The following is a 25,698-nucleotide window of genomic DNA, read 5'->3' as shown; positions in this document are numbered from 1 at the left end:
GCCTTTCGTGAAGTGCGGCTCGCCTTGCCCCGCCGCGCCTGCGTGCTACACCGCCCGGCATCTTCCCGCCACGCCTGAGAGACGAGTCCCGCGCACATGAGCAACGTTCGTATCGAAACCGACACCTTCGGCCCCATCGAGGTCGCCGCTGATCGCTATTGGGGCGCGCAAGCCCAGCGTTCGCTCGGCAACTTCAAGATCGGCTGGGAAAAGCAGCCCCTGCCGGTCGTGCGCGCCCTGGGCATCGTCAAGCGCGCCGCCGCCGAGACCAACCGCGACCTGGGCAAGCTGGACGCCAAGCTGGCCGACGCCATCATCGCCGCCGCCAATGAAGTGATCGAAGGCAAGCTGAACGACCACTTCCCCCTGGTCGTCTGGCAGACGGGCTCGGGCACCCAGTCGAACATGAACGCCAATGAGGTGATCTCGAACCGCGCCATCGAGATGCTGGGCGGCGAGATGGGCTCCAAGAAGCCGGTCCACCCCAACGACCACGTCAACATGAGCCAGTCGTCGAACGACACCTATCCGACGGCCATGCACGTCGCCTGCGCCGAGCAGGTGGTCAACGACCTGCTGCCCGCGCTGAAGCACCTGCACGCCGCGCTGGACGCCAAGGCCAAGGCCTGGGCCCACATCATCAAGATCGGCCGCACCCACACCCAGGACGCCACGCCCCTTACGCTGGGCCAGGAATTCGGCGGCTACGCCCACCAGGTCGCCATGGGCATCGAGCGCATCGAGCAGACCCTGCCGCGCCTGATGGAGCTGGCCCAGGGCGGCACCGCCGTCGGCACCGGCCTGAACGCGCCCATCGGCTTTGCTGAAAAGGTTGCGGCCCAGATCGCAGGCATCACCGGCCTGCCCTTCACCACGGCGCCGAACAAGTTCGAGGCCCTGGCCGCGCACGACGCCATGGTCTTCACCCACGGCGCGATCAACACGGTCGCCGCCTCGCTGTTCAAGATCGCCAACGACATCCGCTTCCTGGGCTCGGGTCCGCGCGCGGGTCTGGGCGAACTGTCGCTGCCGGAAAACGAGCCGGGCTCGTCCATCATGCCGGGCAAGGTCAACCCGACCCAGAGCGAAGCCCTGACCCAGGTCTGCGTCCAAGTGTTCGGCAACAACGCCGCCCTGTCGTTCGCCGGTTCGCAGGGCCACTTCGAGCTGAACGTCTATAATCCGGCGATGGCCTACAACTTCTTGCAATCGGTCCGCCTGGTCGCCGATGCGGCCATCAGCTTCACCGACAACTGCGTCGTCGGCATCGAGCCGCGCGAGGACAACATCAAGCACGGCCTTGAAAACAGCCTGATGCTGGTCACGGCTCTGAACGCCAAGCTGGGCTATGACACCTGCGCCAAGATCGCCAAGACGGCGCACAAGAACGGCACCACCCTGCGCGAAGAAGCCGTCGGCGGCGGCTATCTGACCAACGAAGAGTTCGACGAGTGGGTCCGCCCCGAGAAGATGATCTCGCCGCAGTAAGCCGCGGTCATCGTCAGAGTTGAAGACGCCGGCCGGGTTCGCCCTGGCCGGCGTTTTTCATGCTCAGCCCTTGTCGCGAATGGTCCGCCCCACCGGGGCCAATGACAGCTTGGCCAGCTCGACGTTCTTCAATGCGAACGGAATGCCGATCAGGCTGACGAACTGGGGTACGGCGATCAGGATATGCGCCAGGGCGATGTACCAGCCCGCCAGCACCAACCAGATCACGTTCAGCCCGACGCCCAGGCAGCCCGTGCCCAGATCAGCCGGGTTCGGATCGCGCCAGACAATCTCGCGCCCGAACGGCCAGAAGGAATAGCTGGCGATCCGCCATGCCGAAAACGCCCAGGGCAGCCCCACGACCGTCAAGGCCAGCAACAGCCCGCCGAACAGCCAAGCCAGGCCCGAGGCGAAACCGCCCAGGAAGAACCACAGCAGGTTCAGGATCAGTCGGATCAAGTCTGTCGCCCCTTCGCGTCAATCACACCCTCTATATGGCGAAAGGCCCTGCTGATTGCAGCAGGGCCTCGGGTGAAATCGCGGTAAGGCGACGCCTTAGTGTTTCTCGGTCCAGCGCGCCTTGGCCTCGTCCTTCGTCATGTTCAGATGCACATGTTCATCCACGCGCGTGACCCAGGTGACGGGGATCATGTGGTGCTTGAGGCCTGAACCCAGATCCAGCTTGGCCAGTTCGATCTGGTCGCCCATCACATGGTCCACGCGACCGACGTGACCGCCGTCCGATCCGACGACTTCCTGATGTTCCTTGATCATCGAGGCGTTTATCATTGACGCTCTCCGTTACTATGGGGACCGTCCCGGAACGGCCCGCGCGCTAGAGGGTTCACCGCAACGCCAGGCGAGGAAGTTCACAATGTCGATGATCGTTCATCACGCGCCGCAGTCCCGATCGACTCGCCTTCTGTGGCTTTTGGAGGAGTTGGGCGCCGACTATCGCGTCCACTACGTCGACATTCTGCGGCGTGATGGTCAGGGCCGCACCGACCCGGCCAACCCCCATCCGCTGAAGCAGGCCCCGGCGCTCGAAGTCGACGGCCAGGTGCTGATCGAATCCGTGCTGATCTTCCTGTTCCTGACCGATCGCCACCCCGAGGCAGGCCTGGCGCCGGGACCGGCCGATCCGCGCCGGGCCGAATATCTGTCGTGGCTGGGCCTCTACAACAATGTGCTGGAGACGGTGCTGACCTCCGGTCCGCCCGCCGGTTGGAACGAGACTCAGAAGGCCGCCTATGCCGAACTGGACCGGCGTTGGCGCACGGCGATCCAGGGCGGCGACTACATCCTGGGCGACTTCTCGGCCCTCGACATCCTGTTCGGCAGCCTGCTGCAGTGGTTCCGCGCCGCCATGCCTGCGGGCGAGCCTTATGACGCCTATGTCCAGCGCATCGGCGCTCGCCCGGCGCTGAAACGCGCCTGGGCCAAGGATAGCCCGGACGGTCATGTCTGATGGGTGAGATCGTCAACCTGAACAAGGCGCGAAAGGCTCGCGACAAGGCCGCCGCCAAGCGCACGGCCGAATCCAACCGCCTGACCTTTGGACGCACCCGCGCCGAACGCGAGACCATGCAGAAGGAACGCGATCGCGACGCGGCCCGCCTGGACAGTCACAAGCTGGACGAGCCGGACGCCTAGGCCGCCGAGCGTTTCGGCGCGCGGATCAGGAACAACTGCCCGGCCAGGACCAGGGCCAGGCCGACCAGCGCCAGGACGCCGAAGCGCGCCCCTTCGAACATCACCGACACCAGCATGGCAATCGGCGGCGTCAGGGCCGAGATATAGCTGGCCACGGCGTACCCCCTCGCCCGCGCGATGGTGAAATACAGGCCGAAGGCGATGACCGAGCCGAACACCGCCAGATACAGTAGCGAGATCACATAGGCCGGGCTCCACGCCACCGACCAGGACACGCCCGTGACCAGGGCGTAGAGCGCCAGCGTACCCGTGCCGTAGGCCATGGCCCAGGCGGTGGACGGCAGCACCTGTGATCCCGCCTGCTGCCCCCTCCAGGCGAACCAGTTGCCGAAGGCGGAGGCGACGACGGCGATCACGGCGAAGCTGACGCCTGCGACCGCGTGGGCGCCCAGGCCTGCGCCCATCACCTCGCCCGCCGACAGGACGCCGACGCCGATCACGCCCAATCCCGCGCCCAGCCAGGCGGCGCGCGCCGCCTTCTGGCCCGATGCGACGCGGAACAGGATCAGGTTCAGGAAGGCCAGGGCGGCGAAGATCACCGCCACGACGGCCGAGGCGATCTTCTCCTCCGAAGCGTAGACGAAGGCATAGCTGATGGCGAAGGAGAACAGCCCCTGCCCCAGCGCCGCCAGATGCTGGCCGCGCGTCAGGGCCAACCGCCCGCCCGTCGCCTTGACGATCAGCGCCAGCAGGGCCGAGGCGATGCCGAAGCGCAGCACCACCGAAACCATCGGATCGACAGCCCCCAGCTGGAAGGTGATGGCGTACCAGGTCGTGCCCCAGATCAGGGCGCAGATTCCGACGCCGCCGAAGGCCAGCATGGCCGGCGACAAGAACCGCGACGACGCATTTTCGGACTGGGGAGCTTCAGACTGGGACACGCCGGCGACTCGGTCGAAACGAAACAGGAACTCCCGATAGCACCGCTTCGGGTCCGCCGTCTCTCACCTGTTGCAGCCTTATGCGACGCTGGCGCGTTCTGTTAAGCTAGTCCTTCAAAGGAGACGCTGATGCGCCTGTTCCTCGCCCCCCTCGTCCTGGCCCCGGCCCTGCTGGCCGCCGCCTGCTCCACCCTGCCAGAGACCTCCATGACCGAAGTCCAGGTCACCGCCACCTATCGCGAACGCATCATGCTGCCGCCCGGCCATGTCCTGACGGTCAAGGTCGAGGACGTCAGCCTGATGGACGCGCCGTCCCGCACCATGGCCGAGGTGCGCCAGCCGCTGAACGGTCGCGCCCCGCCCTACGCCGTCACCCTTTCGGTGCCCAGCGACAAGATCGACGCCCGCCACCGCTATGCCGCACGTGCTGAAATCCGCGACGCCTCCGGCGCCCTGCGCTTCACCACCGACACCAACTACGCTGTGCTGACCAACGGCGCCTCGAACAGCGCCGACATCGTCATGGTGGGCGTGCGCTAAGCCTTGAGCGGCCTCGCCAAACGATCGGTGCTGCTGTCCGGCCACGCCACCTCGGTGGCGCTGGAGCCTGAGTTCTGGGCCGTGCTGGACGCCATCGCAGCCGAACTGGCGCTCAGCCGGTCCGGCCTGCTGATCCGCATCGACGCCTGGCGGGGCCGCCGCCCCCTGGCCTCCGCCTGCCGCATCCTGGCCCTGCAATGGACCGGCGGCGACCGCAGTTTCGCAGAAGAGAAGACGCCATGAGCGACGCTCGCATCGACAAGAACCGCCTGATCCCCGCCGCCGTCTTCGGCGGGCTGTTGGCCGTAGGCCTGATCGGCGGCGGCGCCCTGATCGGTCAGGGCGTGGTCAACGCCCGCGCGGGCGACCGCTCCGTCACCGTGCGCGGCTTGGCGGAAAAGGACGTGAAGGCCGATCTGGCCGTCCTGCCGATCCGTTTCACAACCTCGGGCGACGTGTTGTCCGAGGTGCAGGCCCGCATCGACGGCGACCTGGCCATCGTGCGCCAGTTCCTGAAGGCGCAGGGCTATGCCGACGACGCCGTGGACCTGGGTCAGTTGGGCGTGGCCGACACCCGATCGCGCGAATACGCCAGCCAGACGGGCGGACCGCGCTTCATCCTGACCCAGACCGTGATCGTGCGCACCACGGACGTTGACCGGGTGCAGACCACGACCCGCAACCTGAACGATCTGGTGCGGCAAGGCGTGGTGCTGCAGGATTTCAACGGTCCGTCCTACATCTTCACCAAGCTGAACGACGTGCGCCCGGCCATGATCGCCGAAGCCACCGCCGCCGCCCGTAGCGGCGCCGAACAGTTCGCCAAGGATTCCGGCGCGCCGCTGGGGCCGATCAAGACGGCGGGACAGGGCTCGTTCGAGATCCTGTCGCGCGACGGCACGGGCGACGAAGCCGGCACGCCGAACAAGAAGGTCCGGGTCGTCACGACGATCAGCTATCGACTGAAATAGGTCCGCGCCAATGCGCCCGCCTAATCAGAGGTCCGTCAGATAGGCCGCCAGCACGACGGCGTCATTGTGCTCTTCGTCCTTGGCCCCATAGACCAGGGTCGCCGGGCCATCGGCGAGCGCGGCCTTCAGTTCGGATACGACATCGCCGTTGGCCTCCAACTCCGCGCGATAGCGGTGCTGGAACTCCGTCCATTTCGCCGGATCATGGCCGAACCACTGCCGCAGTTCCGTCGTCGGCGCGATCTGCTTGAGCCATAGGTCCACGCGGGCCTTGTCCTTGCTGAGACCACGCGGCCAGAGGCGGTCGACCAGGATGCGCGTCCCATCCGCATCGGACGGCGGTTCATAGACGCGCTTCAAGGCGACCTTCACGGCCTCATCCGCCCTGCGGTTCGGGCGCGGCCACTTGGGGCGGTTCAGAGGGGCGCGGCAATTCGGGCGGAACCGGGCGGTCTGGAACCTCAGGCAGGCGCGGCGTCGGCACATTGATGTCGACGTTCAATTCGGGCGTTGACGGCGCCGACGCCCTTCCTCCGGCGAAGACGAACCAGGCTATCACCGCCACGGCGACGAGAAGCCCCCCGACGATGAAGGCCAGACCCGCCCCGCCGCCCTTTCGCGGCGCCGGGACGTTGTTGACGGTAGTCTGATGGACGACGCGCTCAGGCGGGATATTGGGATCGGTCATGACGCGGCCTCAGGACCGCTCGGCGCAGCCGGCGCCGAGACTTCAGGCAGCTTGACCTCGACATCGACATTCCTGGTGTCCGACGCCCCGCCTCGGCCCAGAAGGAACCAGGCCAGGACAGCCACAACCACGACCAAACCGCCGACGATGAAGGCGAGACCGGCGTTGCCGCCGCCGCTTGAGTTTTCCGCCATAAGGCATCCCTTCCCTTTGCTGACCCTGTCGTGTGCGAGAACGACGCTCTGACTGCGCGGTTCCGGAACGGCCCTGTGCGAATAGGCCTGACTTTGGCCGCTGTGCTGCTTATGTTCTCCCATTCAGATTCCGGCGGCTCGCCCGCCTGTCCCGCCGCCTGAGTATCCGCCCCTGTGACCGACCTGCCCGCTCCCCGCATTTCCGACCTCGCCCGCGCCCAAACTCCGCAAGGGCCGGCGGCCGACTATCTGTCGGGCCTGAACCCCGAACAGCGCGAGGCGGTGGAGACGACCGAGGGGCCGGTGCTGGTGCTGGCGGGCGCGGGCACGGGCAAGACGCGCGTCCTGACCACCCGCCTGGCGCACATTCTGGCGACCGGCCGGGCCAAGCCGTGGGAGCTGCTGGTCGTCACCTTCACCAACAAGGCCGCGCGCGAGATGCGCGAGCGGATCGGCCATCTGATCGGCCTGTCGTCCGAGGGCTTACGCTGGCTGGGCACCTTCCACTCGGTCGCGGCCCAGATTCTGCGTCGCCATGCGGAACTGGTCGGGCTGAAGTCCAGCTTCACCATCCTGGATACGGACGATCAGGAGCGGCTGCTGAAGCAGCTTCTGGAAGCAGCCAACATCGACACCAAGCGGTTCACGCCCAAGTCGTTGGCCCATATGATCGACCACTGGAAGAACCGCGGCTGGACGCCCGACAAGCTGCCGCCGGGCGAGGACTTCGCCAACGGCAAGGGCCAGGCGCTGTACGCCGCCTATCAGGCGCGGCTGGCGACGCTGAACGCCTGCGACTTCGGCGACCTGTTGCTGCACAACATCACCATCCTGTCGAAACATGCTGATCTGGCGGAGGAATATCGCCGCCGGTTCCGCTACATTCTGGTGGACGAATATCAGGACACCAACGTCGCCCAATATCTGTGGCTGCGGCTGCTGACCTCCTCGACCGGCAATGTCTGCTGCGTCGGCGACGACGATCAGTCGATCTACGGCTGGCGCGGGGCCGAGGTGGACAACATCCTGCGCTTCGAGCGCGACTTCCCCGGCGCCAAGGTCATCCGGCTGGAGCGCAACTATCGCTCGACCAAGCACATCCTCGGCGCGGCCTCGGCCCTGATCGCGGCCAATCAGGACCGACTGGGCAAGACCCTGTGGACCGAGGACGACAGCGGCGACAAGGTGCGCGTGCGCGGCGTCTGGGACGGCGAGGCCGAGGCCCGGCTGATCGCCGACGAGATCGAGACCGCGCGCAAGCAGGGCATGAATTACAAGGACATGGCCGTCCTTGTTCGCGCATCTTTCCAGATGCGGGCGTTTGAAGAACGCTTCCTGATGCTGGCCATTCCCTATGTCGTCATCGGCGGCCCGCGCTTCTTCGAGCGAGCGGAAATCCGCGACGCCCACGCTTACTTGCGGCTGATCCAGTCCGAGGACGACGATCTGGCCTTCGAGCGTATCGTCAACACGCCCAAGCGCGGCATCGGCGACACCAGCGTCCAGAAGATCCTGCACATCGCGCGCGAGAACGGCGTCTCGGCCATGCGGGCGGTGCGCCACCTGATTACGACGGACGAGCTTCAAGCGCGCACCCGCACGCCGCTGGCCAACTTCGTGCGCGATCTGGACCGCTGGCGCGACCTGATGGCCATGGGCACGCCCCACTGGCAGGTGATGGAGACCCTGCTGGACGAGAGCGGATACACCGCCATGCAGAAGGCCGACCGCACCAGCGGCCAGACGCGCTTGGACAACCTGAAGGAACTGACCCAGTCGATGCAGTCGTTCGAGACGCTGCAGGCCTATCTGGAGCATGTGTCGCTGGTCATGGACCTTGAGCGCCGCGACGAGAACGCCGACGGCTCAGGCTCGGTGCAGATCATGACCCTGCACGGCGCCAAGGGGCTGGAGTTCCCTCTGGTCTTCCTGCCCGGCTGGGAGGAAGGCGTCTTCCCCAGCCAGCGCAGCATCGACGAAAAGGGCTTGAAGGGACTGGAGGAGGAACGCCGCCTGGCCTACGTCGGCGTCACCCGCGCCAAGCAGGACGCGCGCATCAGCTTCGCCGCCAACCGCATGGTCTATGGCCGCTGGACCTCGCAACTGCCCAGCCGCTTCGTCGATGAACTGCCCCTCGCCCACGTCGAGCCGCAGTCGGACACCGGCTATTACGGCGCCTCGACCGGGATGAAGGAGGCCAAGAGCCGCTGGGACGACGCCCCCTCCTTCGGCGGCAGCTATTCCAGCCCCGGCTGGAAACGCGCCCAGACCTATACCGCCGCCCAGATGCCCAAACCCGCCTACGCCCGCCGCGCCGTGATCGAGGGCGAAGGCCGCCTGATCGCCACGGCCGATCCCAAGGCGGCGTCCGGCTGGTCGCGCGGCGAACGCGTCTTCCACCAGAAGTTCGGCTACGGCTCCGTCCGCGCGGTGGAGGGCAACAAACTGGTCGTCAGCTTCGACAAGGCGGGCGAGAAGAAGGTCATCGACACCTTCGTGGAAAAGGCGCCCTAGGCGCGCCGTCCTCGCGGGGCGAAGGACTCCCACAGCCCCGTCGCCACCAGAACGACGGTCGACGCCATCGTCAGCGCCAGCGGCGACCAGCCTCGCCCGATCAGGAAGACGGTCCCCAGGATCGCCACGCCGATCACGCGCGGCCACGCCACCTTGCCCCAGATGCTGAAGACCGACAGGGCCGTTCCCAGCAAGAACAGCAACGGCCCGCCGACCAGCACGGCGGCACTCGCCGCGCCCGCCACGCCTAGCGGATGCGCTAGGGCCAGTTCATCGCCAACCGCCGTCACCACGATCCCCGCCACGACGATGATCGGGCAATAGGTATAGGTTCTCCGGGCGATGGCGCCGGGGTCAGCGGCGTGGCTGATGGTTTCCGATCCGGCCTCGTGCGCCTCGCTGAAGAACAGCCACCACATGGCGATGGTCGTCACGAAAGCGGACACGAAGGCCGCAGCCACCGGCGGCGTCCACGTCAGTTCCGCAAACGTCGCTCCGGTGATGATGATCGACTCGCCCAGGCAGATGATGACGAACAGACCCACGCGCTCGGCCAGGTGCGCGCCCTAGACGTTCCAGTCCGTCGTACTGGATCGACCCAGGCCCGGCACGAAGAAGGCCAGCGCCGGACCGATGAACTCCAGCGCCAGGGCGACCAGCCAGATCAACAGCCGCGTCTGCCCCTCGGCCAGGCCGCCGCTGATCCAGAATACGGCGCCCAGCACCGCCCATAGCGATATCCTCTGAAAATTCGCCCTCTGCGTCGGCGAACCGCGCACCGCCCACAGGGTGAACAGGCTGCGCCCCACCTGAATGGCGGCGAAGGCGCAGGCGAACGTCAGCCCCCTGTCGCCGAACGCCGTAGGCAGGGACATCGACATGACCAGGCCCGCCGCCATCAGGACGAACATCATCAGCCGCACAGGGCCACGCTCGGGGTCCAGCCAGTTGGTGATCCAGCTGGTGTCGATCCACACCCACCAGACCGCCGCCAGCAGGACGGCCGCCTCCAGCGCGCCCAGCGGCGTCAGGTTGGCCAGCAGCAGATGGCTGACCTGGGTGATGGCGAAGACGAAGACGAGATCGAAGAATAGCTCGACAAAGCTTACCCGAGCATGCTCTCCCGGCCGTCGAATGCGCATCAGACTGGCGCCCATGCCCCACCCTTCCTTAACCCTGTTCCACGAACGTGCTCCCGTGCGCGCCGTTCGTCCAGAACCCCAGACATCCTCGGTCGCGCCGCGCCTTTGGGAGCAGGCCGCGGCGGCCTTCATCCTGTTCCTTCTGACCGGGGCGCTGATCGGCCCCATCTTTGCGCCGCAGCAGCAAGAACTTCCGGCGCTCCGGCTGATCTGGCCGCCGGTCTATCTGATCATACTGGGCCTCATGGCGGTTCGCGCGCGCCAGATGGCGGCGGCCTGGCCCGCCTTCATCCTGCTGGCCCTGATGGTCATCCTGGCTCTGTCGTCCAGCCTATGGTCGCAGGCGCCGGATGTAACCCAGCGACGGGTTCTGGCCCTGGCCCTGACCGGCGGCTTCTCCATCTATCTCGGCGTCGTATTCCGTGGCGCTGAACTGCCGCGCCTGCTGACCTGGACCTTCCTTGCCCTCGGCGTCGGCAGCCTGATCGACGTCTTCCTGTTTCCCAGCCTGGGCGTCCATCACAGCGCCAACGCCGGGTTGTGGCGCGGCCTGTGGTACGAAAAGAACCACATGGGAATGATCATGGCCGTCGGCCTGATCGCCGCCTCGGCCCTGCTGGCGGCGGGCGCGCCGCGGGATCGGCGCATCGCCGTGGCCGCCATCGGCGTCTGCGCGCTGGCTCTGCTGGGCTCGCAGTCCAAGACCGCCCTGATCATGGCCATGCTGGGCGGCGGACTGATCGCCATGTGCCGCCTGATCGCGCGCATGGGGCCGGTGTTCGGGGTCGTCGTCGTATGGAGCCTGGGGCTGACCGCCGTCATCAGCCTGTGGGTCTGGAACCAGTACTCCGTCGAAATTCTGGCCTTGTTCGGCAAAGACCCGACCCTGACCGGCCGCACCGAGATCTGGGCCGCGATCGAGCGCATGGCCGCGCAGCGACCCTGGCTCGGCTATGGCTACGGCGCCTTCTGGGTGCTGGATACCGAGCCGATGGAATGGATTCGGCACGAGACCGGCTGGCGCGTACCCTCGGCCCACCACGGCTGGCTGGACCTGCGTGTTCAGCTGGGCTGGGCGGGGACATGGCTGGTCAGCGCGGTCATAGCTCTGACCTCGGCCGCTGTCCTGTTTCGCCTATCAGGTCTGGGACAGCGCGAGGGATACTGGAGCCTGGCCTATCTGGCCGGCTTCCTGCTGCTCAGCGTGTCGGAAAGCGTCTTGATGAGCCATCAGGATCTGCCCTGGACCCTGTTCGTCGCGGTTCTGGCACGCAATCTGGTTTCCGACCGCACGACCTGACGCGGGCCTTGCCCCCGCCGTCTTCGAAGCCTACCAGACCCTGCCCCGAATCGCCGCAAAATGCCCTGATGGACGATCTGTTTTCCAACCTCGACGACGCCGAACCGGCCAAGCCCGCCGCCCCTGCGCCCGCACCCGCTGCGGCGACGCCTCCGGTCGCGCCTCAGCCTGCACCGGCCCCCGTGCATCAGCCCAAGGTCGAGCTGACGTCCCACGCCAGCGCCGCGACGGCGGCCGCCACCGGCTATTCCGCCTCCTCAATCGAAGTGCTGGAAGGGCTGGAGCCCGTCCGCAAGCGCCCCGGCATGTACATCGGCGGCACCGACGAACGCGCCCTGCACCACCTCTTCGCCGAAGTGCTCGACAATGCGATGGACGAAGCCGTCGCCAAGCACGCCAAGCTGATCACCGTCGATCTGGACGCCGAAGGCTATCTGTCGGTGCGCGACGACGGGCGCGGCATTCCGGTCGACCCCCACCCCAAGCACCCCGGCAAGTCGGCGCTGGAAGTCGTCATGACGGTGCTGCACTCGGGCGGCAAATTCTCGGGCAAGGCCTATGAGACCTCGGGCGGCCTGCACGGCGTCGGCGTCTCGGTCGTCAACGCCCTGTCGGAAAGCCTGGACGTAACCGTCTGGCGCGACGGGTTTGAGTGGCGCCAATCCTTCAGCCGCGGTCATGTGCAAGCGCCGATCCAGCAGGTCGGCCCGTCCAAGAAGAAGGGCACCCTGATCCGGTTCAAGCCGGACGATCAGATCTTCGGCGTCGGCGCGACCTTCAAGCCCGCGCGCCTGTTCCGCATGACGCGGGCCAAGGCCTATCTGTTCCGCGGCGTCGAAATTCGCTGGACCTGCGCCCCGGAGCGCATCACCGACGCCACGCCCGCACTGGCGACGCTGCACTTCCCGGGCGGTCTGGCCGACGCCCTGGCCGAGCGCGTGGGCGAACTGGAAACCGTCACCCCCGTCTTCGCCGGGCGCGTCGAGCGCAAGGGCGAGGCCGGCGCACTGGAATGGGCCGTCACATGGTCGCCGATCGGGTTCGGCGACGCGGACAGCTTCGTCGCCTCCTACTGCAACACCGTCTCGACCCCCGACGGCGGCACGCACGAGGCGGGCTTCCGCGCCGCGCTGGTCAAGGGCCTCAAGGCCTATGGCGAACTGATCAACGAGAAGCGCGCCGCCCAGATCACGGCCGAGGACGTCATCGCCAATGCGGGCGCCCTGATCTCCATCTTCATCCGCAACCCGGAATTCCAGGGTCAGACCAAGGACCGCCTGTCCTCGCCCGAAGGCGCGCGCCTGGCCGAACAGCTGCTGCGCGACCCGTTCGACCACTGGCTGACCGAAAGCCCGAAACAGGCCAACGCCCTGCTCGGCTTCGTCGTCGACCGCGCCGAGGATCGCCTGCGCCGCCGCAAGGACAAGGAAGTCCAGCGCGCCGCCGCCACGCGCAAGCTGCGTCTGCCCGGCAAGCTGTCGGACTGCAGCCGTCAGGCCGCCGAAGGCACCGAACTGTTCATCGTCGAGGGCGACTCGGCCGGCGGCTCGGCCAAGCAGGCGCGCGACCGCACGACCCAGGCCATCCTGCCCCTGCGCGGCAAGATCCTGAACGTCGCCTCGGCCACGGCGGACAAGCTGCGCGCCAATGTCGAACTGACCGACCTGATGCTGGCGCTGGGCGTGCAGGCGGGCAGCCGCTTCAGCGTCGACGACCTGCGCTATGAGCGCGTGGTCATCATGACCGACGCCGACGTCGACGGCGCCCACATCGCGGCCCTGCTGATCACCTTCTTCTATCGCTCCATGCCGGACCTGATCCGTCAGGGGCGGCTATATATGGCCCTGCCGCCGCTCTATCGGATTTCGGCGGGCCCGCTGTCGGAATACGCCCGCGACGACGCGCACCGCGATGAACTGCTGGCCACGACCTTCAAGGGCAAGAAGACCGAGATCGGCCGGTTCAAGGGTCTGGGCGAGATGATGGCCTCTCAGCTGAAAGAGACCACCATGGACCCGAAGAAGCGGACCCTGGCCCGCATTGCCCTGCCCGACAGCGAGGAAGAGATCGAGGATCTGGTCGAGCGCCTGATGGGCCGCAAGGCTGAGGCCCGCTACAACTTCATCCAGGAAAACGCCCGCTTCGCCCAGGCCGATCTGGACGTTTGATCAGCCTGTATCGCCGTTCCACCGCCCTTCCCGAGGGGGACGTCGCCTAGGCGCGTAGTTGTGATTGAGCATCCTTCGCAACTGGAGCCTATCATGTCCTTTCTTCACCCCCTCGCCTCTATCGGTCTGGTCGCTGCTGTCTCCCTGGCCCCCGTCGCGGCACAGGCGCACGCCCGCCTGGTTAGCGCCACGCCGGCGGCCAAGTCGACCGTGGCCGCGCCGCGCGTCGTGACGCTGACCTTCAGCGACCGCGTGGCTCCGGCCTTCTCCAGCTTCGACGTGGTCAACGCCGCCGGCGCCAAGGCGACGGTTCGCACCCAGGTCAGTCAGGACGGCAAGACCATCACCGGAACCCTGGCTCGCCCGCTGGCCGCCGGGGCCTATGTCGTCAACTGGCGTATCGCTTCCACCGACGGCCACCGCATGACCGGCAGCTACGACTTCACCGTCCGCTGATATGGTCGAGGTCTGGATCATCCTCCTGCGCGGCGTGCAATACGTCGCCGGGGCGGTGCTGCTCGGCATGCCTGCGTTCATGCTGTACAGCGCACGCGCTGTCGGGCCGCTGGGCCTGCGCTGGCCGCGTCCTGCGACGGCCTGGGCGGCGGCGATCCTGATGCTGGCCGCGCCCGCCGCCCTGCTGGCTCAGACCGCCATGATGGCGGGCTCGCTGAGCGAGGCGTTCAAGCCCCATGCCCTGACCTTCATGGTCACAGGCATGGGGCTGGGCAAGGCGCTGGTCGTGCGGACTCTGGCGGCCGCCCTGGCTCTGGGCGCCGCCTTGTTGCTGCGGCCGGGACGCCTGATGTGGAGCCTGCTGACGCTGCTGGGCGTGGTCGTCTCGGCCAGCTTCGCCTGGACCGGCCATGGCGCGGCGACGCAAGGGGCGGGACATATGATCCACCTGGCCTCGGACATCGTGCACGCCGTGGCGGCCTCCGTCTGGGTCGGCGCTCTCGCCGCCTTCGCCGTCCTTATCGTTCGGCGGCCATCGGGCGATCCCGCCTGGGACGCCGGGGTGGCGCGCAGTCTGACCGGCTTCGCCGGGGTCGGTACGGCGGCCGTCGGCGCCCTGGTCGCAACAGGCCTGATCAACAGCGCCTATCTGGTCGGTCTGTCGAAGGCGCTGAGCCTGGGCGCCAGCTCCTATGGCGTCCTGCTGACGATCAAGCTGGCGCTGTTCGGGTTGATGGTCTGCCTGGCGGCGGCCAACCGCTTCCGCCTGGCGCCGTTGATGGCCCATGATGCGGGTCAGGCCATGCCGCATCTGAAGAAGAGTCTGGTGGTCGAGTTCGGTCTGGCGCTGACGATCCTGGCCGTCGTGGCGGTCATGGGCGTTCAGCCGCCGCCCGCCTCGCTCTGACGTCAGTCGGGGCTGTGACGCGAACCGCTTTCGTCACGGCACCGACATGGCGTAGAGATTACAACGATTGGAACCATACGCCCTGAATGCGTACGCGGTCAGACGTCTTTCCAAGGGAAGGCGCGTCGCCTCGCGTATGACAGACAGGGCCCGCGAAAGGTGCAGAATGACAAAAGACATCGACCGCATCCTGGCGACGCCGTTTCCAGCAGATGAAACCTTGCGGTTGGCGGGACTGGAGAACCAGGTCTGGCGGCGGATCGAAGAGCGGCAGGAGCAACGCCGTTCTGGTCAGGTGCGTCTGGCGGTCATGGCTGTCGCCCTTCTGGTCGGCGTGACGAACGGCGGCATGTTGGGGCAGGCCTTCAAGCCCAACCACTCCGACATTCAGGTCTTCAGCGTCTCCGCAGGCCTGTCGCCGATGACCCGCTTCGAGGTCGGCGGATGAGCGCCAACTGGAAGTCCATCGCCCTGACCGTGGTGCTGGCCGCCCTGGCCAGCGGGGGCGCCGCCTGGCTGGCCGCGGGCTGGATGATGAAGCAGCACGAGACGCCCAGCATGCACGACATCGTGCATCAGAAGCTGGACCTGACCGCAGATCAGGACGCCCGCCTGGACGTTATAGAAGAGCATTTCACCGTGCGGCGTGAAGCGCTGGAGGCCGACGTGCGCGCCGCCAACCGCGAACTGGCCAACGCCATCGCCGCCAGCCAGGGCGACAGCCCCGAGGTGCGCGCCGCGGTCGACCATTTCCATGACGCCATGGGCGCCTTGCAGAAGGCCACCATCGCCCATGTGTTCGAAATGCGCGCGGTTCTGACGCCGGAACAGGCCCGCATCTTCGACAAGGAAATCGCCGGCGCCCTTACGCAAGAGCCTCGGTAAGGCCGAGGTGACGGCCGGGGGCGACACAGACGAGGCGCGCGCCGCGCGCGGCGACCGCACAGCCTTCACCGCCCTGATGGCGGCGACCAGCGGCGACCTCTATCGTTTCGTGCGTCGTTACGTCGGCGACACGGATGAGGCCCACGACCTGCTGCAGGAAACCTACGTCTCGGCCTGGCTGGCGATCCGGCGCTATGATCCGACGCGCTCCTTCGAGACATGGCTGCGCTCGATCGCCATCAACAAATGTCGCGACTGGGGCCGCAAGCGCACCGTGCGCCGCATCGTGCGCGGCGTCATGGGACTGGATACGCCCGAAGCCATGGCCGTGGGCGAAGATGCGCCTGAAGCCGAGGTCCAGTTGGACGACCGCCGCCGCATGGACGAGATGAATCGCGCCCTGGCCGCCTTGCCCGACAATCTGAAGGCGCCTCTTCTGCTGGCCTCGCTGGAAGGCCGCTCCCATGCCGAGATCGCCGAAGTTCTGGGCGTCACGCCCAAGGCGGTCGAGACCCGCATCGCCCGTGCCAGGCAGAAGCTGAACCAGGCCCTGGCGCGTTAAGGCGTCGGCATGCTGCGGCGCCCTGCCGCAACGGCGATGCAAGGGGCGATCGTGTCGCCTGCGTATCCCAATCAGACCCCCTCCCCGCGCGCCTTCCTAAGGCGAACGGCCTCTTTGAGACTTGGACTTCATGGCGACAACATCTCTGGACCGTCGAACCCTGTTGCGAGGCGCCGCTCTGGGCGGCGGCATTCTGGGCCTCCAAGGCCTGCTGCCCGCCTGGGCGCAGACCGGATCGCCGGGCCTGCGGGCCGACCTGCCGACCCTGACCGGGCCGAACATCGACCTGAGCGTGGGCGACTCCAGCTTCACCGTGGGCGGCCGCACCGGCCACGCCTTCATGATCAACGGCCTGCTGCCCGCGCCCCTGCTGCGGATGCGCGAGGGCCAGAACGTGCGCCTGTCCGTGACCAACAATCTGGACGAGGACACCTCAATCCACTGGCACGGCCTGCTGCTGCCGTTCCAGATGGACGGCGTGCCGGGCGTCAGCTTCCCCGGCATCAAGCCGCGCGAGACCTTCGTCTATGAGTTCCCGATCAAGCAGTCGGGCACCTATTGGTATCACAGCCATTCGGGCCTTCAGGAAGCCATGGGCCACTACGGTCCCATCGTCATCGACCCGGCCGGCGCCGATCCGGTCGCCTATGACCGCGAACACGTCCTGGTCCTGTCGGACTGGAGCTTCATGCATCCGCATGAAATCCTGGACAAGCTGAAGAAGAGCCCCGGCTACTTCAACATGCAGAAGACGACCCTGGCCGGCCTGCTGAACGGTTCCGACCGCATGAACGCCGCCGAGCGCCGGATGTGGGGCGGGATGCGCATGGACCCGCGCGACATCCTGGACGTCAACGGCACGACCTACACCTATCTGGTCAACGGCCACGGTCCGGAAGAGAACTGGACCGGTCTGTTCCGGCCGGGCGAGCGCGTGCGTCTGCGCATCATCAACGCCTCGGCCATGTCGATCTTCAACGTCCGCATCCCCGGTCTGCCGATGACCGTGGTTCAGGCCGACGGCGAGAACGTCCGCCCGGTCGAAATCGACGAGTTCCAGATCTCGGTCGCCGAGACCTATGACGTCATCGTCCGCCCCACCGAGGACCGCGCCTACACCATCGTCTCCGAAGCCATCGACCGCTCGGGCATGGGTCGCGCCACCCTGGCGCCGCGCCTGGGCATGACGGCCGAGGTTCCGCCGCTACGCAAGGTGCCCAACCTGACCATGAAGGACATGGGCATGGGCGGCATGGATCACAGCGCGCACGGCGCTGCGAGCGCCGACCACGCGGCCATGGGCCACGGCGCCGCTGCGGGCGCTGCGGCGGCTGCGCCGATGGACCATTCGGGCATGAGCATGCGCGATCCGAACAACGCCCCGGCCGACATGGCCGTCGGCGTCGGCGTGGACGCTATCGCCCCGGCCCCGTCCAACCGCCTGGCCGACCGGCCGCAGGGCCTGGATGACGTCGATCACCGCGTGCTGGTCTACGCCGACCTGCGCTCGCTGACGCCGAATAAGGACACCCGCACGCCCTCGCGCACCATGGAGATTCACCTGACCGGCAATATGGAGCGGTTCATGTGGGGCTTTGACGGTCGCAAATTCTCGGAAGTGGTCGAGCCGATCCGCTTCGAGCTGAACGAGCGCGTGCGCGTGACCCTGGTCAACGACACCATGATGGCCCACCCCATCCACCTGCACGGCCACTTCTTCGAACTGGTCAACGGCCACGACGGCAACCAGCCGCTGAAGCACACGGTCAACGTCGCCCCCGGCGGCAAGGTCACCTTCGACCTGACCGCGGACGCGCCCGGCGACTGGGCCTTCCACTGTCACCTTCTGATGCACATGCACGCGGGCATGTTCAACGTCGTCACTGTTCGCCCGCTGGCTGGAGCCGCCTCGTGAAGTCCCTTTCCTTCTCCCTGGCGCTCGCGCCCCTGATGTTGGCTGCGGGCGGTCCCGCCCTGGCCCAGAGCCACGCCGGTCATGCGGGTCACGCTCCCGCAGCGTCTGCCCAGGCGACACCCCCGGCGGCCAAGCCCGCGCACGACTGCCCCATGATGCGCGACGGCAAGTCCTGTCCCATGCATGGAGCCGCCGCCTCCGGCGCTCCGGCTGACCCGCACGCCGGTCATGACATGAGCGGTCACGCCGGGCACGGCGCGGCTTCGACTAATCCCCATGCCGGCCACAACATGGCTCCGGCCCAGGCGGCCCTGGCGGATCCCCACGCGGGTCACGACATGGCTCCGGCCGATCCGCATGCCGGTCACGATATGAGCGGCCACGCCGAGCACGACGCCCCTGCGGCCGATCCCCATGCCGGTCACGCCATGGCTCCAGCGCAGGCGGTCCCTGCCGACCCGCACGCGGGTCACGACATGAGCGGCCATGCAGGTCATGGCGCTGCGCCTGCAGACCCCCATGCCGGTCATGACATGAGCGCCGCGCGCGGCGGGCCGAACATCCCGACCAGCGTGGACGCCGTCGGCGGCCGCATGGTCGAGACCCCGCCCCCGGCCGCCGCTCGTTCAGTTCCGGCCCACGCCGCCGACCTGCTGTTCGACCCGGCAGTAATGGCCGCTTCGCGCAAGCAGCTTCTGGTCGAGAACGGCGACATCCGCTCGACGGCCGTGCTGATCGACTCCATCGAAGCCAGCTTCGGCGACGGCGCTGACGGCTACAGCTGGGGCGCCCAGGGCTGGACCGGCGGCGATATCAACCGCTTCTGGTGGAAGACCGAAGGCGAAGGCGAGATCGACGGTAGGCTGCACGAGGCCGAGGTTCAGGCTCTCTACAGCCGCGCCATCGCACCCTTCTGGGACGTGCAGGCGGGCGTGCGCCAGGACTTCCGTCCGGACGGCGACGACACCACCCACCTGACCGTCGGCGTTCAGGGCGTGGCTCCCTACTGGTTCGAGATGAGCGCCGCCGCCTTCCTCTCAACCGAGGGCGACCTGACCGCCCGCGCCGAGGCCGAATACGATCAGCGCATCACCCAGAAGTGGATCCTTCAGCCGGCGATCGAAGTGGCCCTGTCAGCCAGCGACATCCCGGAGCTCGAGATCGGCTCGGGTTTGACCTCGGTCACGGCGGGCCTGCGTCTGCGCTATGAAATCCGCAAGGAGTTCGCCCCTTACGTCGGCGTCGAGTGGACCCGTTCGCTGGGCGACACCGCCGACTACGCCAAGGCCAGAGGCCAGGATCCCGAAGACACGCGCTTCGTGGTCGGCATCAAGGCCTGGTTCTGATTGGAAAGAAGGCGCGTCTGCAAACAGGCGCGCCTTTCGACCCACCAGATCAGCTCATCTGAAAACTGAGTTTCAGGGCGCCGTTGATGCCCTTGACGCCCATACGCATGCAGATCGAGCGTAAATGCGCCCGCACCGTATGGATCGACATCTCCAGCTTGCGGCCGATGTCCTTGGGCGTCGCGCCTGCCGTCAGATGCAGCAGCACCGCCGTCTCGGCCCGGGTCAGACCGAAGACGGCGCCCAGGGCTGTAATCCTCGCCACATCCAGCGGCTTGACCGGCCGCGCCGTGGCGAACACGCGGTTCGGCGCCTCCGGCGTCGTCATAAGATCCAGGATGCACCACTCGTCATCACCTGCTCGGAACAGAATACGCCCGCCTTCCCGGCTGCCGTCGGCAAGACCGCGTAGCAGAGCATCCAATTCGGCCCGGCTGCGATGAGCCGCGCAGATGAAGACGCCGCGTGATCCCACCATGCCGCAGTCGGCCAAAGCCCGTGCCTTGGCGTTGGTCCGCAACACTCGTCCCGACGTGTCCAGAATGAACCGCGCCGTATCGTCCGCTTCAAACCAGGCGTCTGTCTCCGAATGGCGTCCCCGGGACGCGGCGCGGAGAAAGGACCGCGTATCGGCGAAGGCGGCAGAGGCGATCGGCTTTATCAACAGCTGATCCACAGGCTGGGCCTTGCCTTGCGAAAACGCCGCCAGGCTCCGTTCTCCGATCATCGCCCTCACCTCCCGCACGCCTGGCCTTAAGGCTCATCAGCTTTTAGCCAAGCTGATCGGCGCGTTCTCATCAGCCTCATTCTGGCCACACAACGCCGAATTTCAAGCGGTAAATTCAGAAATGCGTGTTTTAATAACCTTAGCTAAAGAATTTGACCTATCCAACAGTCAAAATATCCAAATCCAAATAACTTCAATCGACCCAATCACTAACATAAAAACACTCGTTACTGTTTCAGGTCACACCTATTTGGCACGATAATTTATATGATCATTTATATTCCCAAAAAGGGTCAGTTCACTTGGGCGAGATATCTATCGTCAACATATCCGCATATCGCCCCTCCATCGCACCACCGACCTGCCCCAAGGTGAAGGTCATCGGAATGGAGACTCCAGCCAGGGTGCGCGGCGGATCGACCTGTTTTGTCCACAAGCTAGACAGGTCCACCTCGTCTCCGTCCAGTTCCACAGCGTAAGGCAAGGTCGTGGCGTTGGGGACTTCCTCCACCCGACGCATAACGCCGCCGTGCTGAGACGTGATCGACACCGTCGCCAAGGTGTTGGCCCGAACCTGGAGGAATATTCGCCGCGTCGCCCCGGCGACCGCTTCGCCGAAATCGACCACCTCAACGCTGGAGCCGCTGCCGAAGGCGCCGGCGGCGCCCGCAAGGTTGAGTTGCGCCCGCGGCGTCGCCTGAAGGATCAGGCGCACAGGAATCGGCACGCCGATCGACTCCCCGCCCGGCGTCTTCAGCACCAGCCGCAAGTTCACGCCATATTCGCCCGCGTCAGCGACCGCTCCCTGCACCACGGCGGCGTCGATCTGGGCCTGTCCCTTGGCGCCTGCCGCGAGTTGGTACTGGAACACGGCGGCCTGTACGTCCGCCATCTGCACGCCCGACGCCTCTCGCGGGCGGAACTGCACCGCGACATTGCCCAGAACAACGCTGGTCACTTCCATGCCGACGTCGTCCGTGAACGACATCCGCACGTCGCAGGCAGCGTCGCCACGGTTCTCCATGCTGACATCCAGCGCACCGGACGAGGGCCCGATTGCGAAAGGATTATACTCGATCCGCACCGTCTGCGGTCCATCCAGCACAGCCAGATCGCACGCCTGGGCCGACGCGCCCGAAGCCAGGGCGACGAGGGCCACAACGCCCGCCACTCCGCCCATCACCCGCAACCGCGCCCTATGACACCGGTCCGGGGGTTTTGATTTCACCCACATCGCTTACTCCTTCAGCACTATCCGGGATGACGAATTCCCCGACCGTCCGCCCCTTGATCACCAACCGATAGCGACCGGGGGACAGGCCGTCGGCGATGAAGCGGCCGTTTCGATTGGTGAAGAAGGGCTTGCCCTGCGCCTCGTCTTCGCTTCCGGCGGCCACGATCATGCCCCCGATCAAGGCGACCGGCCCTTCGGGCGAGATCAGATAGCCGCGCGCGGTATGCGAGGCGTCGCTGCCGACCACGAAGCGATAGCCGTTGCCGAAGCCGGGGAAGGCGGAAATCACGCCGCTGCCCAGGTCATACCCGTCGGGCAAGGGGTCGACCTCCAACTCATAGCGCCGCACGCCGTAGCCGCGATCGACGCCCGCCAGCGCTGGCCCGAACCAACCGCTGTTGGCGACCGGATAGCCGCTGGAATCGGTCAGACTGACTCGCGCGCCCTTCAGCGTCGGATGGCCGGTGGCGATGACGAAACCTTCGCGCGCAGAACGCCCGATGCCGAAGGCTCCGTTTGCGTAACCGACCATGGTCGAGGCCCGCCACAACGATTCCTGTCGCGTCGTCCCGCCCGGCTGACTTGACACCAGCCGGTTTGAGATGAGCTCAGCGTCGAAACGGTTGTTGATATAGCGCAGGTCGCCCGCGATGGTCTGCTGCGTCCGATCCTCAGAGAAACGCAGGTCGCCGCTCAAGTCGTTCAACCGCCCGGTCGAGGAGCGCGAGATACCTACTTCGCGCAGGTCGTTCTGGGTGTCGTACCGCGCCACCCCGCTCCAACGTCCGCCGAAACGAGTGGTCAGGTTGATCCCGAAACGCGTATCGTCACGGCCATCCAGCGCAGTTGTGCGCTGCACGGTCATATTGACGCCGAAGCGACGGAATGACCGGCCCACGTTCATGTTGAAGTCGGTCCGATCCCGTTCGCCTCGCCCCTTCACGAAGGCCGCGCCGAACCCCAGGGTATAGGCGCGAAACCTCAGCAAGGCCTGCCCCGCCGCGCGCCACTGCTCCCGATTGAAGGCTGAACTTTCAAAGGCGTTCTGGAAGTATCGGCTAGTGGCCTGCACCGACGCCACGAGCCGCAGGTCGATCTCACGTCCGAAGGTGGTCTCGCGCAGATAATCGACGGAGGCGATGTAGCCCTGCTCGCCCGTATCGCCGTTGTGACTGACGGCGGCGCTGGCCTGAATCAGGCCGACGCGGCTGCCCCACACGGCCAGACCGCCCACTTGCCCGCGCCCTTCCGCCAATTGGGCGTTGGCGCCCAGGGTCAGCACGTCGCTGATCCCTTTGCGGACAAAGCCCGAGGCGGCCAAGGACGAACCGTATTCCAGAGACCCGCCCTCTTCCAGCACCCCGGCCGACACGCCGAAGTCCAGAACGCCGGGATCCAGAAGCCCCGCGCCGCCGAACAGATCGAACACGGCGATCTCTCTTTGCCCCGTATTGTCCTCAACAAGCAGGCGCACGGTGTTGGCGCCCTGGCCAAACGGGAAGTCGCCCAGGGAATAGGGGCCGGCGTCCAGGCGCAGCCGCTCGATGATCACCCCGTTGACTTCGACCACCACGAGCGCCGGGCGATCCAGCACGAACTGACGCCGGCCGGCCGGCCGCACGTTCTGAAACGGCCGGATAGTCGAATAGGCCCGCGCCGCCGACAGGCCCAGAAACCGCCGCGATCCCTGAAAGCTCTCGACCGGCGGTGCGAATTCGCCCGCCGTAAGGCGCACGGCCGATTGAAACAAATCCTTGGTCAGCCTGATCTCGCGGCGACGCCAACGCTCATCCGTCGAACTGCCGTCATAGTCGCCTCCCGCCGTTAGCGTCACGCCGTCGAAACCGCCGAAATTTACGAACATGTCGATCCCGCCCGACAAGGGCGCGAACCGGTCCTCGGTGTGCGAATACTGCTGCGCCACCGTGATATTGGCGCCGGCCGAGAAATTGGCCGGTTGATCAAACGACGCCGGATCGACCAGTTCGTTGCGGTTGAAGCTGACGTCTCGCCGCGCCCTGGCCCCGGCCGACAGATCGGCGACGAACGTCAGCGCCAGAGGGTCAAAGCTCAACGAAAAGCCATCGCCTCTCAGATCAGCCATGTTCACGCGCCGCTGCGACGCGATAATCGTTTTCAACCGCTCGCGCTGGGCGGGCGCGAGGCTGGGGCCCAGAAGGTCCATCAGCGCCTCCGCATCGACCACCCCCTCTCCTTGCATGTCCACCTCCCCCGCCAGATCGCCCAGATAGCGACCATCGAGGGTCAACGGCCCCTGGATCGGGCTCAGCACCGGCGTGGGCCGGGGCGACGGAGCCTGCTCCTGGGGTCCGCCGGCCGCCGCATCGAGCGCGGGGGGAACACTCGACGCGGCGCCGGCGGCGAGCAGGACGTCAGGGGCGTCTCGCTCGACCGGGACTACGGCGGCGGCGCCGTAGGTGACTTCTGGATAGTTTGGCGCCGTGCGGATGACTTCATCCGCAGCGAACGGGGCTTCGGCGTTGCTGGCGGACGCGACGCTGCCGCCCAGGCAGGCCGCGGCGCCGAGGCGCCGCCAGATCCGATTGCGGCCAGGCATCTCACAGCAGGACGATCGAGGCGGTCACGTCGCCGCCGGCTTCCGCCGCCAATGCCGCCGGGATGCGGATGTTGCGCGTGGCGCCGCCCGCCATCACGCTGACCTCGCCGACATCGATGTCCGCCGCCGGAACTTCATGCGTCCGGCCATCCGCGGTCTTGAGCGTGAAACGCGCCTCGCGCAGATGGGCGAAGCCGTCGCCTGTATTACGCGCAGTCAAAAGAACGTCGCCGTTCGCCGCTCGCGAGACCGACGTCACCTCCACTGCGGCCCTGGCGCTGGTCGGGGCCACGAAGACGTAGGTGTTGATGGTGAAGGCCAGCTTTATGTCTGCGCCCGCTTCGGTGTCGCCTGTGACCGACTGCATGTCGATCGGCAACTGCGCCGCACGAACCAGGTACATCTTTCCTTCGGGGCCGCCGTCGCCCAGGTAGCGCACCTGCACCACCTGCTCGCGATTGGGCGGGATGACCGACTGCACCGGAAAGACTCCGATGTCGTCGTCTTCGGGGACCAGGCTGCGGTGGCCGTTTTCATCGACCTGCATGCGATAGACTTCGATCTCGACCGTGGCCGGCGCCGTGCTGGTGTTGCGCACGGTCAGTCGATAGCTGGATCCGCTTCCTGAAGGCGTGATCTTGGCCACCATCGGCGAGACGTCCATGGCGCGCGTATCGGACGGCGCCGTCATGGCCATCATCAGACAGAGCACTGAAGTTGCGACGACTTGGAATCTCATAACTGCATCTCCCCTGCAGTAATGCGAAAAGAAAAACGGGGAGCCTGAAGGCTCCCCGTTCTGGCTCGATCAAGCCGGGTTCAGCGTGAAGGTGAAGACCTCCGTATAGGTGCCGGCCGGAGCCGACGCCGCGCCCGGACCAGACGGCGCAGCCGCGCAGCCCGACGAACCGGGGTTGGTGTCATCGCCTTGCGAGCCGCCGGCGCCGGGGCCGCCGGGGACGTTGTAGCAAAGGTTTAGGAACAGATCGGCGAAGATGCCGTCAGCCAGAGCCTGGCTATAGCCGCCCGAGTTGGTGATGATGGCCGGGCTGCCGGGCCAGGTATCCTGAGCCGGGAAGCCCAGGGTCGGCACTTGCTGGACCACCAGATCCCAATCGTAGTTGATCAGCACGCCGCCGGCAGACTTGAAGTCGCCGTTCTGAGCGCTGGACGTCAGCTTGGCGCCCGTCGGGGCGTTACACGACATCCGCAGGGTGGTGACTTTCTGCCGTTGACCGTTGGCCACGGCGACATTGCCGCCAGCCACATTGGCCAGCCCGATGCCGCAGAAGTTGGTCACGCTGGTGCTGACCGTCACATTGGTCTGGGCGCTGGAAACGCCAGGCAGAGCCAACAGAGCCGCTGCGGCGGTGGCGGCCGCAGTAATCATCAAAGTACGCATCTTCGCCTCCGGGATTTTTGATTTTTCGAGAACCCAGGTCGCCGTCTCCGCCGCCTGGACTTGCGGCTACTCGCCACAATCTCGCCA

The 25,698-nt window shown here is 66.6% G+C and carries 27 protein-coding genes and 1 pseudogene; 16 read left to right on the top strand and 12 right to left on the bottom strand.

Annotated elements, in window-relative coordinates:
• Window positions 1-96 precede the first annotated feature (96 nt).
• The gene (gene fumC, locus AC3A3G_RS03485; RefSeq protein ID WP_487487549.1) at window positions 97-1,488 is read left to right on the top strand and encodes a class II fumarate hydratase; all 1,392 of its coding nucleotides are present in this window, start codon (window positions 97-99) and stop codon (window positions 1,486-1,488) included.
• 63 nt (window positions 1,489-1,551) lie between these two features.
• Here fumC and AC3A3G_RS03480 read toward each other — a convergent pair whose 3' ends face one another.
• Window positions 1,552-1,947: a YccF domain-containing protein gene (locus AC3A3G_RS03480; RefSeq protein WP_487487548.1), complete on the bottom strand. Its 396-nt coding sequence runs from the start codon at window positions 1,945-1,947 to the stop codon at window positions 1,552-1,554.
• Window positions 1,948-2,043: 96 nt separating this feature from the next.
• A complete protein-coding gene (locus AC3A3G_RS03475; protein ID WP_087140701.1) occupies window positions 2,044-2,277 on the bottom strand; it encodes a DUF2171 domain-containing protein in 234 nt (77 codons plus the stop codon).
• A gap of 85 nt (window positions 2,278-2,362) precedes the next feature.
• Here AC3A3G_RS03475 and AC3A3G_RS03470 point away from each other — a divergent pair, with 85 nt between their 5' ends.
• Together AC3A3G_RS03470 and AC3A3G_RS03465 are read left to right on the top strand one after the other, a co-directional pair.
• On the top strand, window positions 2,363-2,956 hold the full coding sequence (locus AC3A3G_RS03470) for a glutathione S-transferase family protein (protein ID WP_200216022.1): 594 nt from the start codon (window positions 2,363-2,365) through the stop codon (window positions 2,954-2,956).
• Window positions 2,956-3,141: a DUF4169 family protein gene (locus AC3A3G_RS03465; protein WP_200216024.1), complete on the top strand. Its 186-nt coding sequence runs from the start codon at window positions 2,956-2,958 to the stop codon at window positions 3,139-3,141. Before AC3A3G_RS03470 ends, AC3A3G_RS03465 begins: the two co-directional genes overlap by 1 nt.
• Here AC3A3G_RS03465 and AC3A3G_RS03460 read toward each other — a convergent pair.
• Window positions 3,138-4,082 carry a DMT family transporter gene (locus AC3A3G_RS03460; protein WP_325135630.1) on the bottom strand — a complete coding sequence of 315 codons (945 nt, stop codon included), beginning with the start codon at window positions 4,080-4,082 and terminating at the stop codon, window positions 3,138-3,140. The genes AC3A3G_RS03465 and AC3A3G_RS03460 overlap by 4 nt on opposite strands.
• 129 nt (window positions 4,083-4,211) lie before the next feature.
• Between AC3A3G_RS03460 and AC3A3G_RS03455 the strand changes: the two genes are divergently transcribed.
• Genes AC3A3G_RS03455 through AC3A3G_RS03445 form a run of 3 tightly spaced genes read left to right on the top strand, consistent with a single transcriptional unit; the run spans window position 4,212 to window position 5,593 of the window.
• Complete coding sequence (locus tag AC3A3G_RS03455) at window positions 4,212-4,622, top strand: YbaY family lipoprotein (RefSeq protein ID WP_200216026.1); 411 nt, start codon at window positions 4,212-4,214, stop codon at window positions 4,620-4,622.
• 3 nt (window positions 4,623-4,625) lie between these two features.
• On the top strand, window positions 4,626-4,865 hold the full coding sequence (locus AC3A3G_RS03450; RefSeq protein ID WP_040345615.1) for a ribbon-helix-helix domain-containing protein: 240 nt from the start codon (window positions 4,626-4,628) through the stop codon (window positions 4,863-4,865).
• The gene (locus AC3A3G_RS03445) at window positions 4,862-5,593 is read left to right on the top strand and encodes an SIMPL domain-containing protein (protein ID WP_200167389.1); all 732 of its coding nucleotides are present in this window, start codon (window positions 4,862-4,864) and stop codon (window positions 5,591-5,593) included. Before AC3A3G_RS03450 ends, AC3A3G_RS03445 begins: the two co-directional genes overlap by 4 nt.
• A 24-nt stretch (window positions 5,594-5,617) precedes the next feature.
• On the opposite strand, the gene AC3A3G_RS03440 is transcribed toward AC3A3G_RS03445, so the two are convergent.
• From AC3A3G_RS03440 to AC3A3G_RS03430, 3 genes are read right to left on the bottom strand one after another with little or no spacing between them, the layout of a single operon-like run.
• Window positions 5,618-5,965, bottom strand: a complete 348-nt coding sequence (locus AC3A3G_RS03440; RefSeq protein ID WP_200167387.1) for a DUF488 domain-containing protein — start codon at window positions 5,963-5,965, stop codon at window positions 5,618-5,620.
• A 4-nt stretch (window positions 5,966-5,969) separates the two neighbouring features.
• The gene (locus tag AC3A3G_RS03435) at window positions 5,970-6,281 is read right to left on the bottom strand and encodes a hypothetical protein (RefSeq protein WP_200216069.1); all 312 of its coding nucleotides are present in this window, start codon (window positions 6,279-6,281) and stop codon (window positions 5,970-5,972) included.
• Window positions 6,278-6,475, bottom strand: a complete 198-nt coding sequence (locus AC3A3G_RS03430) for a hypothetical protein (protein ID WP_200167385.1) — start codon at window positions 6,473-6,475, stop codon at window positions 6,278-6,280. Before AC3A3G_RS03430 ends, AC3A3G_RS03435 begins: the two co-directional genes overlap by 4 nt.
• A gap of 174 nt (window positions 6,476-6,649) precedes the next feature.
• Between AC3A3G_RS03430 and AC3A3G_RS03425 the strand changes: the two genes are divergently transcribed.
• Complete coding sequence (locus AC3A3G_RS03425) at window positions 6,650-8,989, top strand: ATP-dependent helicase (RefSeq protein WP_487487547.1); 2,340 nt, start codon at window positions 6,650-6,652, stop codon at window positions 8,987-8,989.
• Here AC3A3G_RS03425 and AC3A3G_RS03420 read toward each other — a convergent pair.
• Window positions 8,986-10,131: pseudogene (locus AC3A3G_RS03420) on the bottom strand (low temperature requirement protein A). The gene AC3A3G_RS03425 and the pseudogene AC3A3G_RS03420 overlap by 4 nt on opposite strands.
• 13 nt (window positions 10,132-10,144) lie before the next feature.
• Between AC3A3G_RS03420 and AC3A3G_RS03415 the strand changes: the two are divergent.
• The 9 genes from AC3A3G_RS03415 (at window position 10,145) to AC3A3G_RS03375 (ending at window position 19,670) form a co-directional block, all read left to right on the top strand.
• Window positions 10,145-11,431: an O-antigen ligase family protein gene (locus AC3A3G_RS03415; protein ID WP_487487546.1), complete on the top strand. Its 1,287-nt coding sequence runs from the start codon at window positions 10,145-10,147 to the stop codon at window positions 11,429-11,431.
• Between the two features lie 68 nt (window positions 11,432-11,499).
• The gene (locus tag AC3A3G_RS03410; protein ID WP_200167377.1) at window positions 11,500-13,599 is read left to right on the top strand and encodes a DNA topoisomerase IV subunit B; all 2,100 of its coding nucleotides are present in this window, start codon (window positions 11,500-11,502) and stop codon (window positions 13,597-13,599) included.
• A 93-nt stretch (window positions 13,600-13,692) separates the two neighbouring features.
• On the top strand, window positions 13,693-14,055 hold the full coding sequence (gene copC / locus AC3A3G_RS03405) for a copper homeostasis periplasmic binding protein CopC (protein ID WP_200167375.1): 363 nt from the start codon (window positions 13,693-13,695) through the stop codon (window positions 14,053-14,055).
• Window position 14,056: 1 nt separating this feature from the next.
• Window positions 14,057-14,962 carry a copper homeostasis membrane protein CopD gene (gene copD, locus AC3A3G_RS03400; protein WP_487487545.1) on the top strand — a complete coding sequence of 302 codons (906 nt, stop codon included), beginning with the start codon at window positions 14,057-14,059 and terminating at the stop codon, window positions 14,960-14,962.
• Between the two features lie 166 nt (window positions 14,963-15,128).
• The gene (locus tag AC3A3G_RS03395) at window positions 15,129-15,410 is read left to right on the top strand and encodes a hypothetical protein (protein WP_087140736.1); all 282 of its coding nucleotides are present in this window, start codon (window positions 15,129-15,131) and stop codon (window positions 15,408-15,410) included.
• The gene (locus AC3A3G_RS03390; RefSeq protein WP_487487544.1) at window positions 15,407-15,847 is read left to right on the top strand and encodes a Spy/CpxP family protein refolding chaperone; all 441 of its coding nucleotides are present in this window, start codon (window positions 15,407-15,409) and stop codon (window positions 15,845-15,847) included. Before AC3A3G_RS03395 ends, AC3A3G_RS03390 begins: the two co-directional genes overlap by 4 nt.
• 7 nt (window positions 15,848-15,854) lie before the next feature.
• Window positions 15,855-16,409: an RNA polymerase sigma factor gene (locus AC3A3G_RS03385; protein WP_368924867.1), complete on the top strand. Its 555-nt coding sequence runs from the start codon at window positions 15,855-15,857 to the stop codon at window positions 16,407-16,409.
• Between the two features lie 130 nt (window positions 16,410-16,539).
• Complete coding sequence (locus AC3A3G_RS03380) at window positions 16,540-18,324, top strand: copper resistance system multicopper oxidase (protein WP_487487543.1); 1,785 nt, start codon at window positions 16,540-16,542, stop codon at window positions 18,322-18,324.
• Entirely contained in the window at window positions 18,321-19,670 is a 1,350-nt protein-coding gene (locus tag AC3A3G_RS03375; RefSeq protein ID WP_487487542.1) for a copper resistance protein B, read from the top strand. Before AC3A3G_RS03380 ends, AC3A3G_RS03375 begins: the two co-directional genes overlap by 4 nt.
• Before the next feature lie 49 nt (window positions 19,671-19,719).
• Here the strand turns inward: AC3A3G_RS03375 and AC3A3G_RS03370 are convergent, their stop codons facing one another.
• The 5 genes from AC3A3G_RS03370 to AC3A3G_RS03350 all read right to left on the bottom strand — a co-directional run bounded on the left by AC3A3G_RS03370 (window position 19,720) and on the right by AC3A3G_RS03350 (window position 25,611).
• On the bottom strand, window positions 19,720-20,397 hold the full coding sequence (locus AC3A3G_RS03370) for a helix-turn-helix transcriptional regulator (RefSeq protein ID WP_487487541.1): 678 nt from the start codon (window positions 20,395-20,397) through the stop codon (window positions 19,720-19,722).
• Window positions 20,398-20,695: 298 nt separating this feature from the next.
• Window positions 20,696-21,556, bottom strand: coding sequence for a hypothetical protein (locus AC3A3G_RS03365; protein WP_487487540.1), 861 nt, complete (start codon window positions 21,554-21,556; stop codon window positions 20,696-20,698).
• Between the two features lie 37 nt (window positions 21,557-21,593).
• Entirely contained in the window at window positions 21,594-24,209 is a 2,616-nt protein-coding gene (locus AC3A3G_RS03360) for a fimbria/pilus outer membrane usher protein (RefSeq protein WP_487487539.1), read from the bottom strand.
• A 1-nt stretch (window position 24,210) separates the two neighbouring features.
• Entirely contained in the window at window positions 24,211-24,948 is a 738-nt protein-coding gene (locus AC3A3G_RS03355) for a molecular chaperone (protein ID WP_200167364.1), read from the bottom strand.
• 69 nt (window positions 24,949-25,017) lie between these two features.
• On the bottom strand, window positions 25,018-25,611 hold the full coding sequence (locus AC3A3G_RS03350; RefSeq protein ID WP_200167362.1) for a hypothetical protein: 594 nt from the start codon (window positions 25,609-25,611) through the stop codon (window positions 25,018-25,020).
• Window positions 25,612-25,698 lie beyond the last annotated feature (87 nt).

It is taken from the genome of Brevundimonas sp. Soil_N_31 (assembly GCF_057655995.1).
Note: the sequence above shows the minus strand (reverse complement) of the source record. Positions and strands in the feature narration are given on the sequence as shown.

Bases quoted from the DNA above. Each gene is read 5' to 3' on its own strand.
- AC3A3G_RS03360 (WP_487487539.1), bottom strand. From the start codon at position 24,209: ATGCCTGGCCGCAATCGGATCTGGCGGCGCCTCGGCGCCGCGGCCTGC.
- AC3A3G_RS03445 (WP_200167389.1), top strand. From the start codon at position 4,862: ATGAGCGACGCTCGCATCGACAAGAACCGCCTGATCCCCGCCGCCGTC.
- AC3A3G_RS03390 (WP_487487544.1), top strand. From the start codon at position 15,407: ATGAGCGCCAACTGGAAGTCCATCGCCCTGACCGTGGTGCTGGCCGCC.
- AC3A3G_RS03395 (WP_087140736.1), top strand. From the start codon at position 15,129: ATGACAAAAGACATCGACCGCATCCTGGCGACGCCGTTTCCAGCAGAT.
- AC3A3G_RS03455 (WP_200216026.1), top strand. From the start codon at position 4,212: ATGCGCCTGTTCCTCGCCCCCCTCGTCCTGGCCCCGGCCCTGCTGGCC.
- copD (WP_487487545.1), top strand. From the start codon at position 14,057: ATGGTCGAGGTCTGGATCATCCTCCTGCGCGGCGTGCAATACGTCGCC.
- AC3A3G_RS03355 (WP_200167364.1), bottom strand. From the start codon at position 24,948: ATGAGATTCCAAGTCGTCGCAACTTCAGTGCTCTGTCTGATGATGGCC.
- AC3A3G_RS03415 (WP_487487546.1), top strand. From the start codon at position 10,145: ATGCCCCACCCTTCCTTAACCCTGTTCCACGAACGTGCTCCCGTGCGC.
- AC3A3G_RS03370 (WP_487487541.1), bottom strand. From the start codon at position 20,397: ATGATCGGAGAACGGAGCCTGGCGGCGTTTTCGCAAGGCAAGGCCCAG.
- AC3A3G_RS03380 (WP_487487543.1), top strand. From the start codon at position 16,540: ATGGCGACAACATCTCTGGACCGTCGAACCCTGTTGCGAGGCGCCGCT.
- AC3A3G_RS03350 (WP_200167362.1), bottom strand. From the start codon at position 25,611: ATGCGTACTTTGATGATTACTGCGGCCGCCACCGCCGCAGCGGCTCTG.
- copC (WP_200167375.1), top strand. From the start codon at position 13,693: ATGTCCTTTCTTCACCCCCTCGCCTCTATCGGTCTGGTCGCTGCTGTC.
- AC3A3G_RS03430 (WP_200167385.1), bottom strand. From the start codon at position 6,475: ATGGCGGAAAACTCAAGCGGCGGCGGCAACGCCGGTCTCGCCTTCATC.
- AC3A3G_RS03435 (WP_200216069.1), bottom strand. From the start codon at position 6,281: ATGACCGATCCCAATATCCCGCCTGAGCGCGTCGTCCATCAGACTACC.
- AC3A3G_RS03465 (WP_200216024.1), top strand. From the start codon at position 2,956: ATGGGTGAGATCGTCAACCTGAACAAGGCGCGAAAGGCTCGCGACAAG.
- fumC (WP_487487549.1), top strand. From the start codon at position 97: ATGAGCAACGTTCGTATCGAAACCGACACCTTCGGCCCCATCGAGGTC.
- AC3A3G_RS03410 (WP_200167377.1), top strand. From the start codon at position 11,500: ATGGACGATCTGTTTTCCAACCTCGACGACGCCGAACCGGCCAAGCCC.
- AC3A3G_RS03475 (WP_087140701.1), bottom strand. From the start codon at position 2,277: ATGATAAACGCCTCGATGATCAAGGAACATCAGGAAGTCGTCGGATCG.
- AC3A3G_RS03470 (WP_200216022.1), top strand. From the start codon at position 2,363: ATGTCGATGATCGTTCATCACGCGCCGCAGTCCCGATCGACTCGCCTT.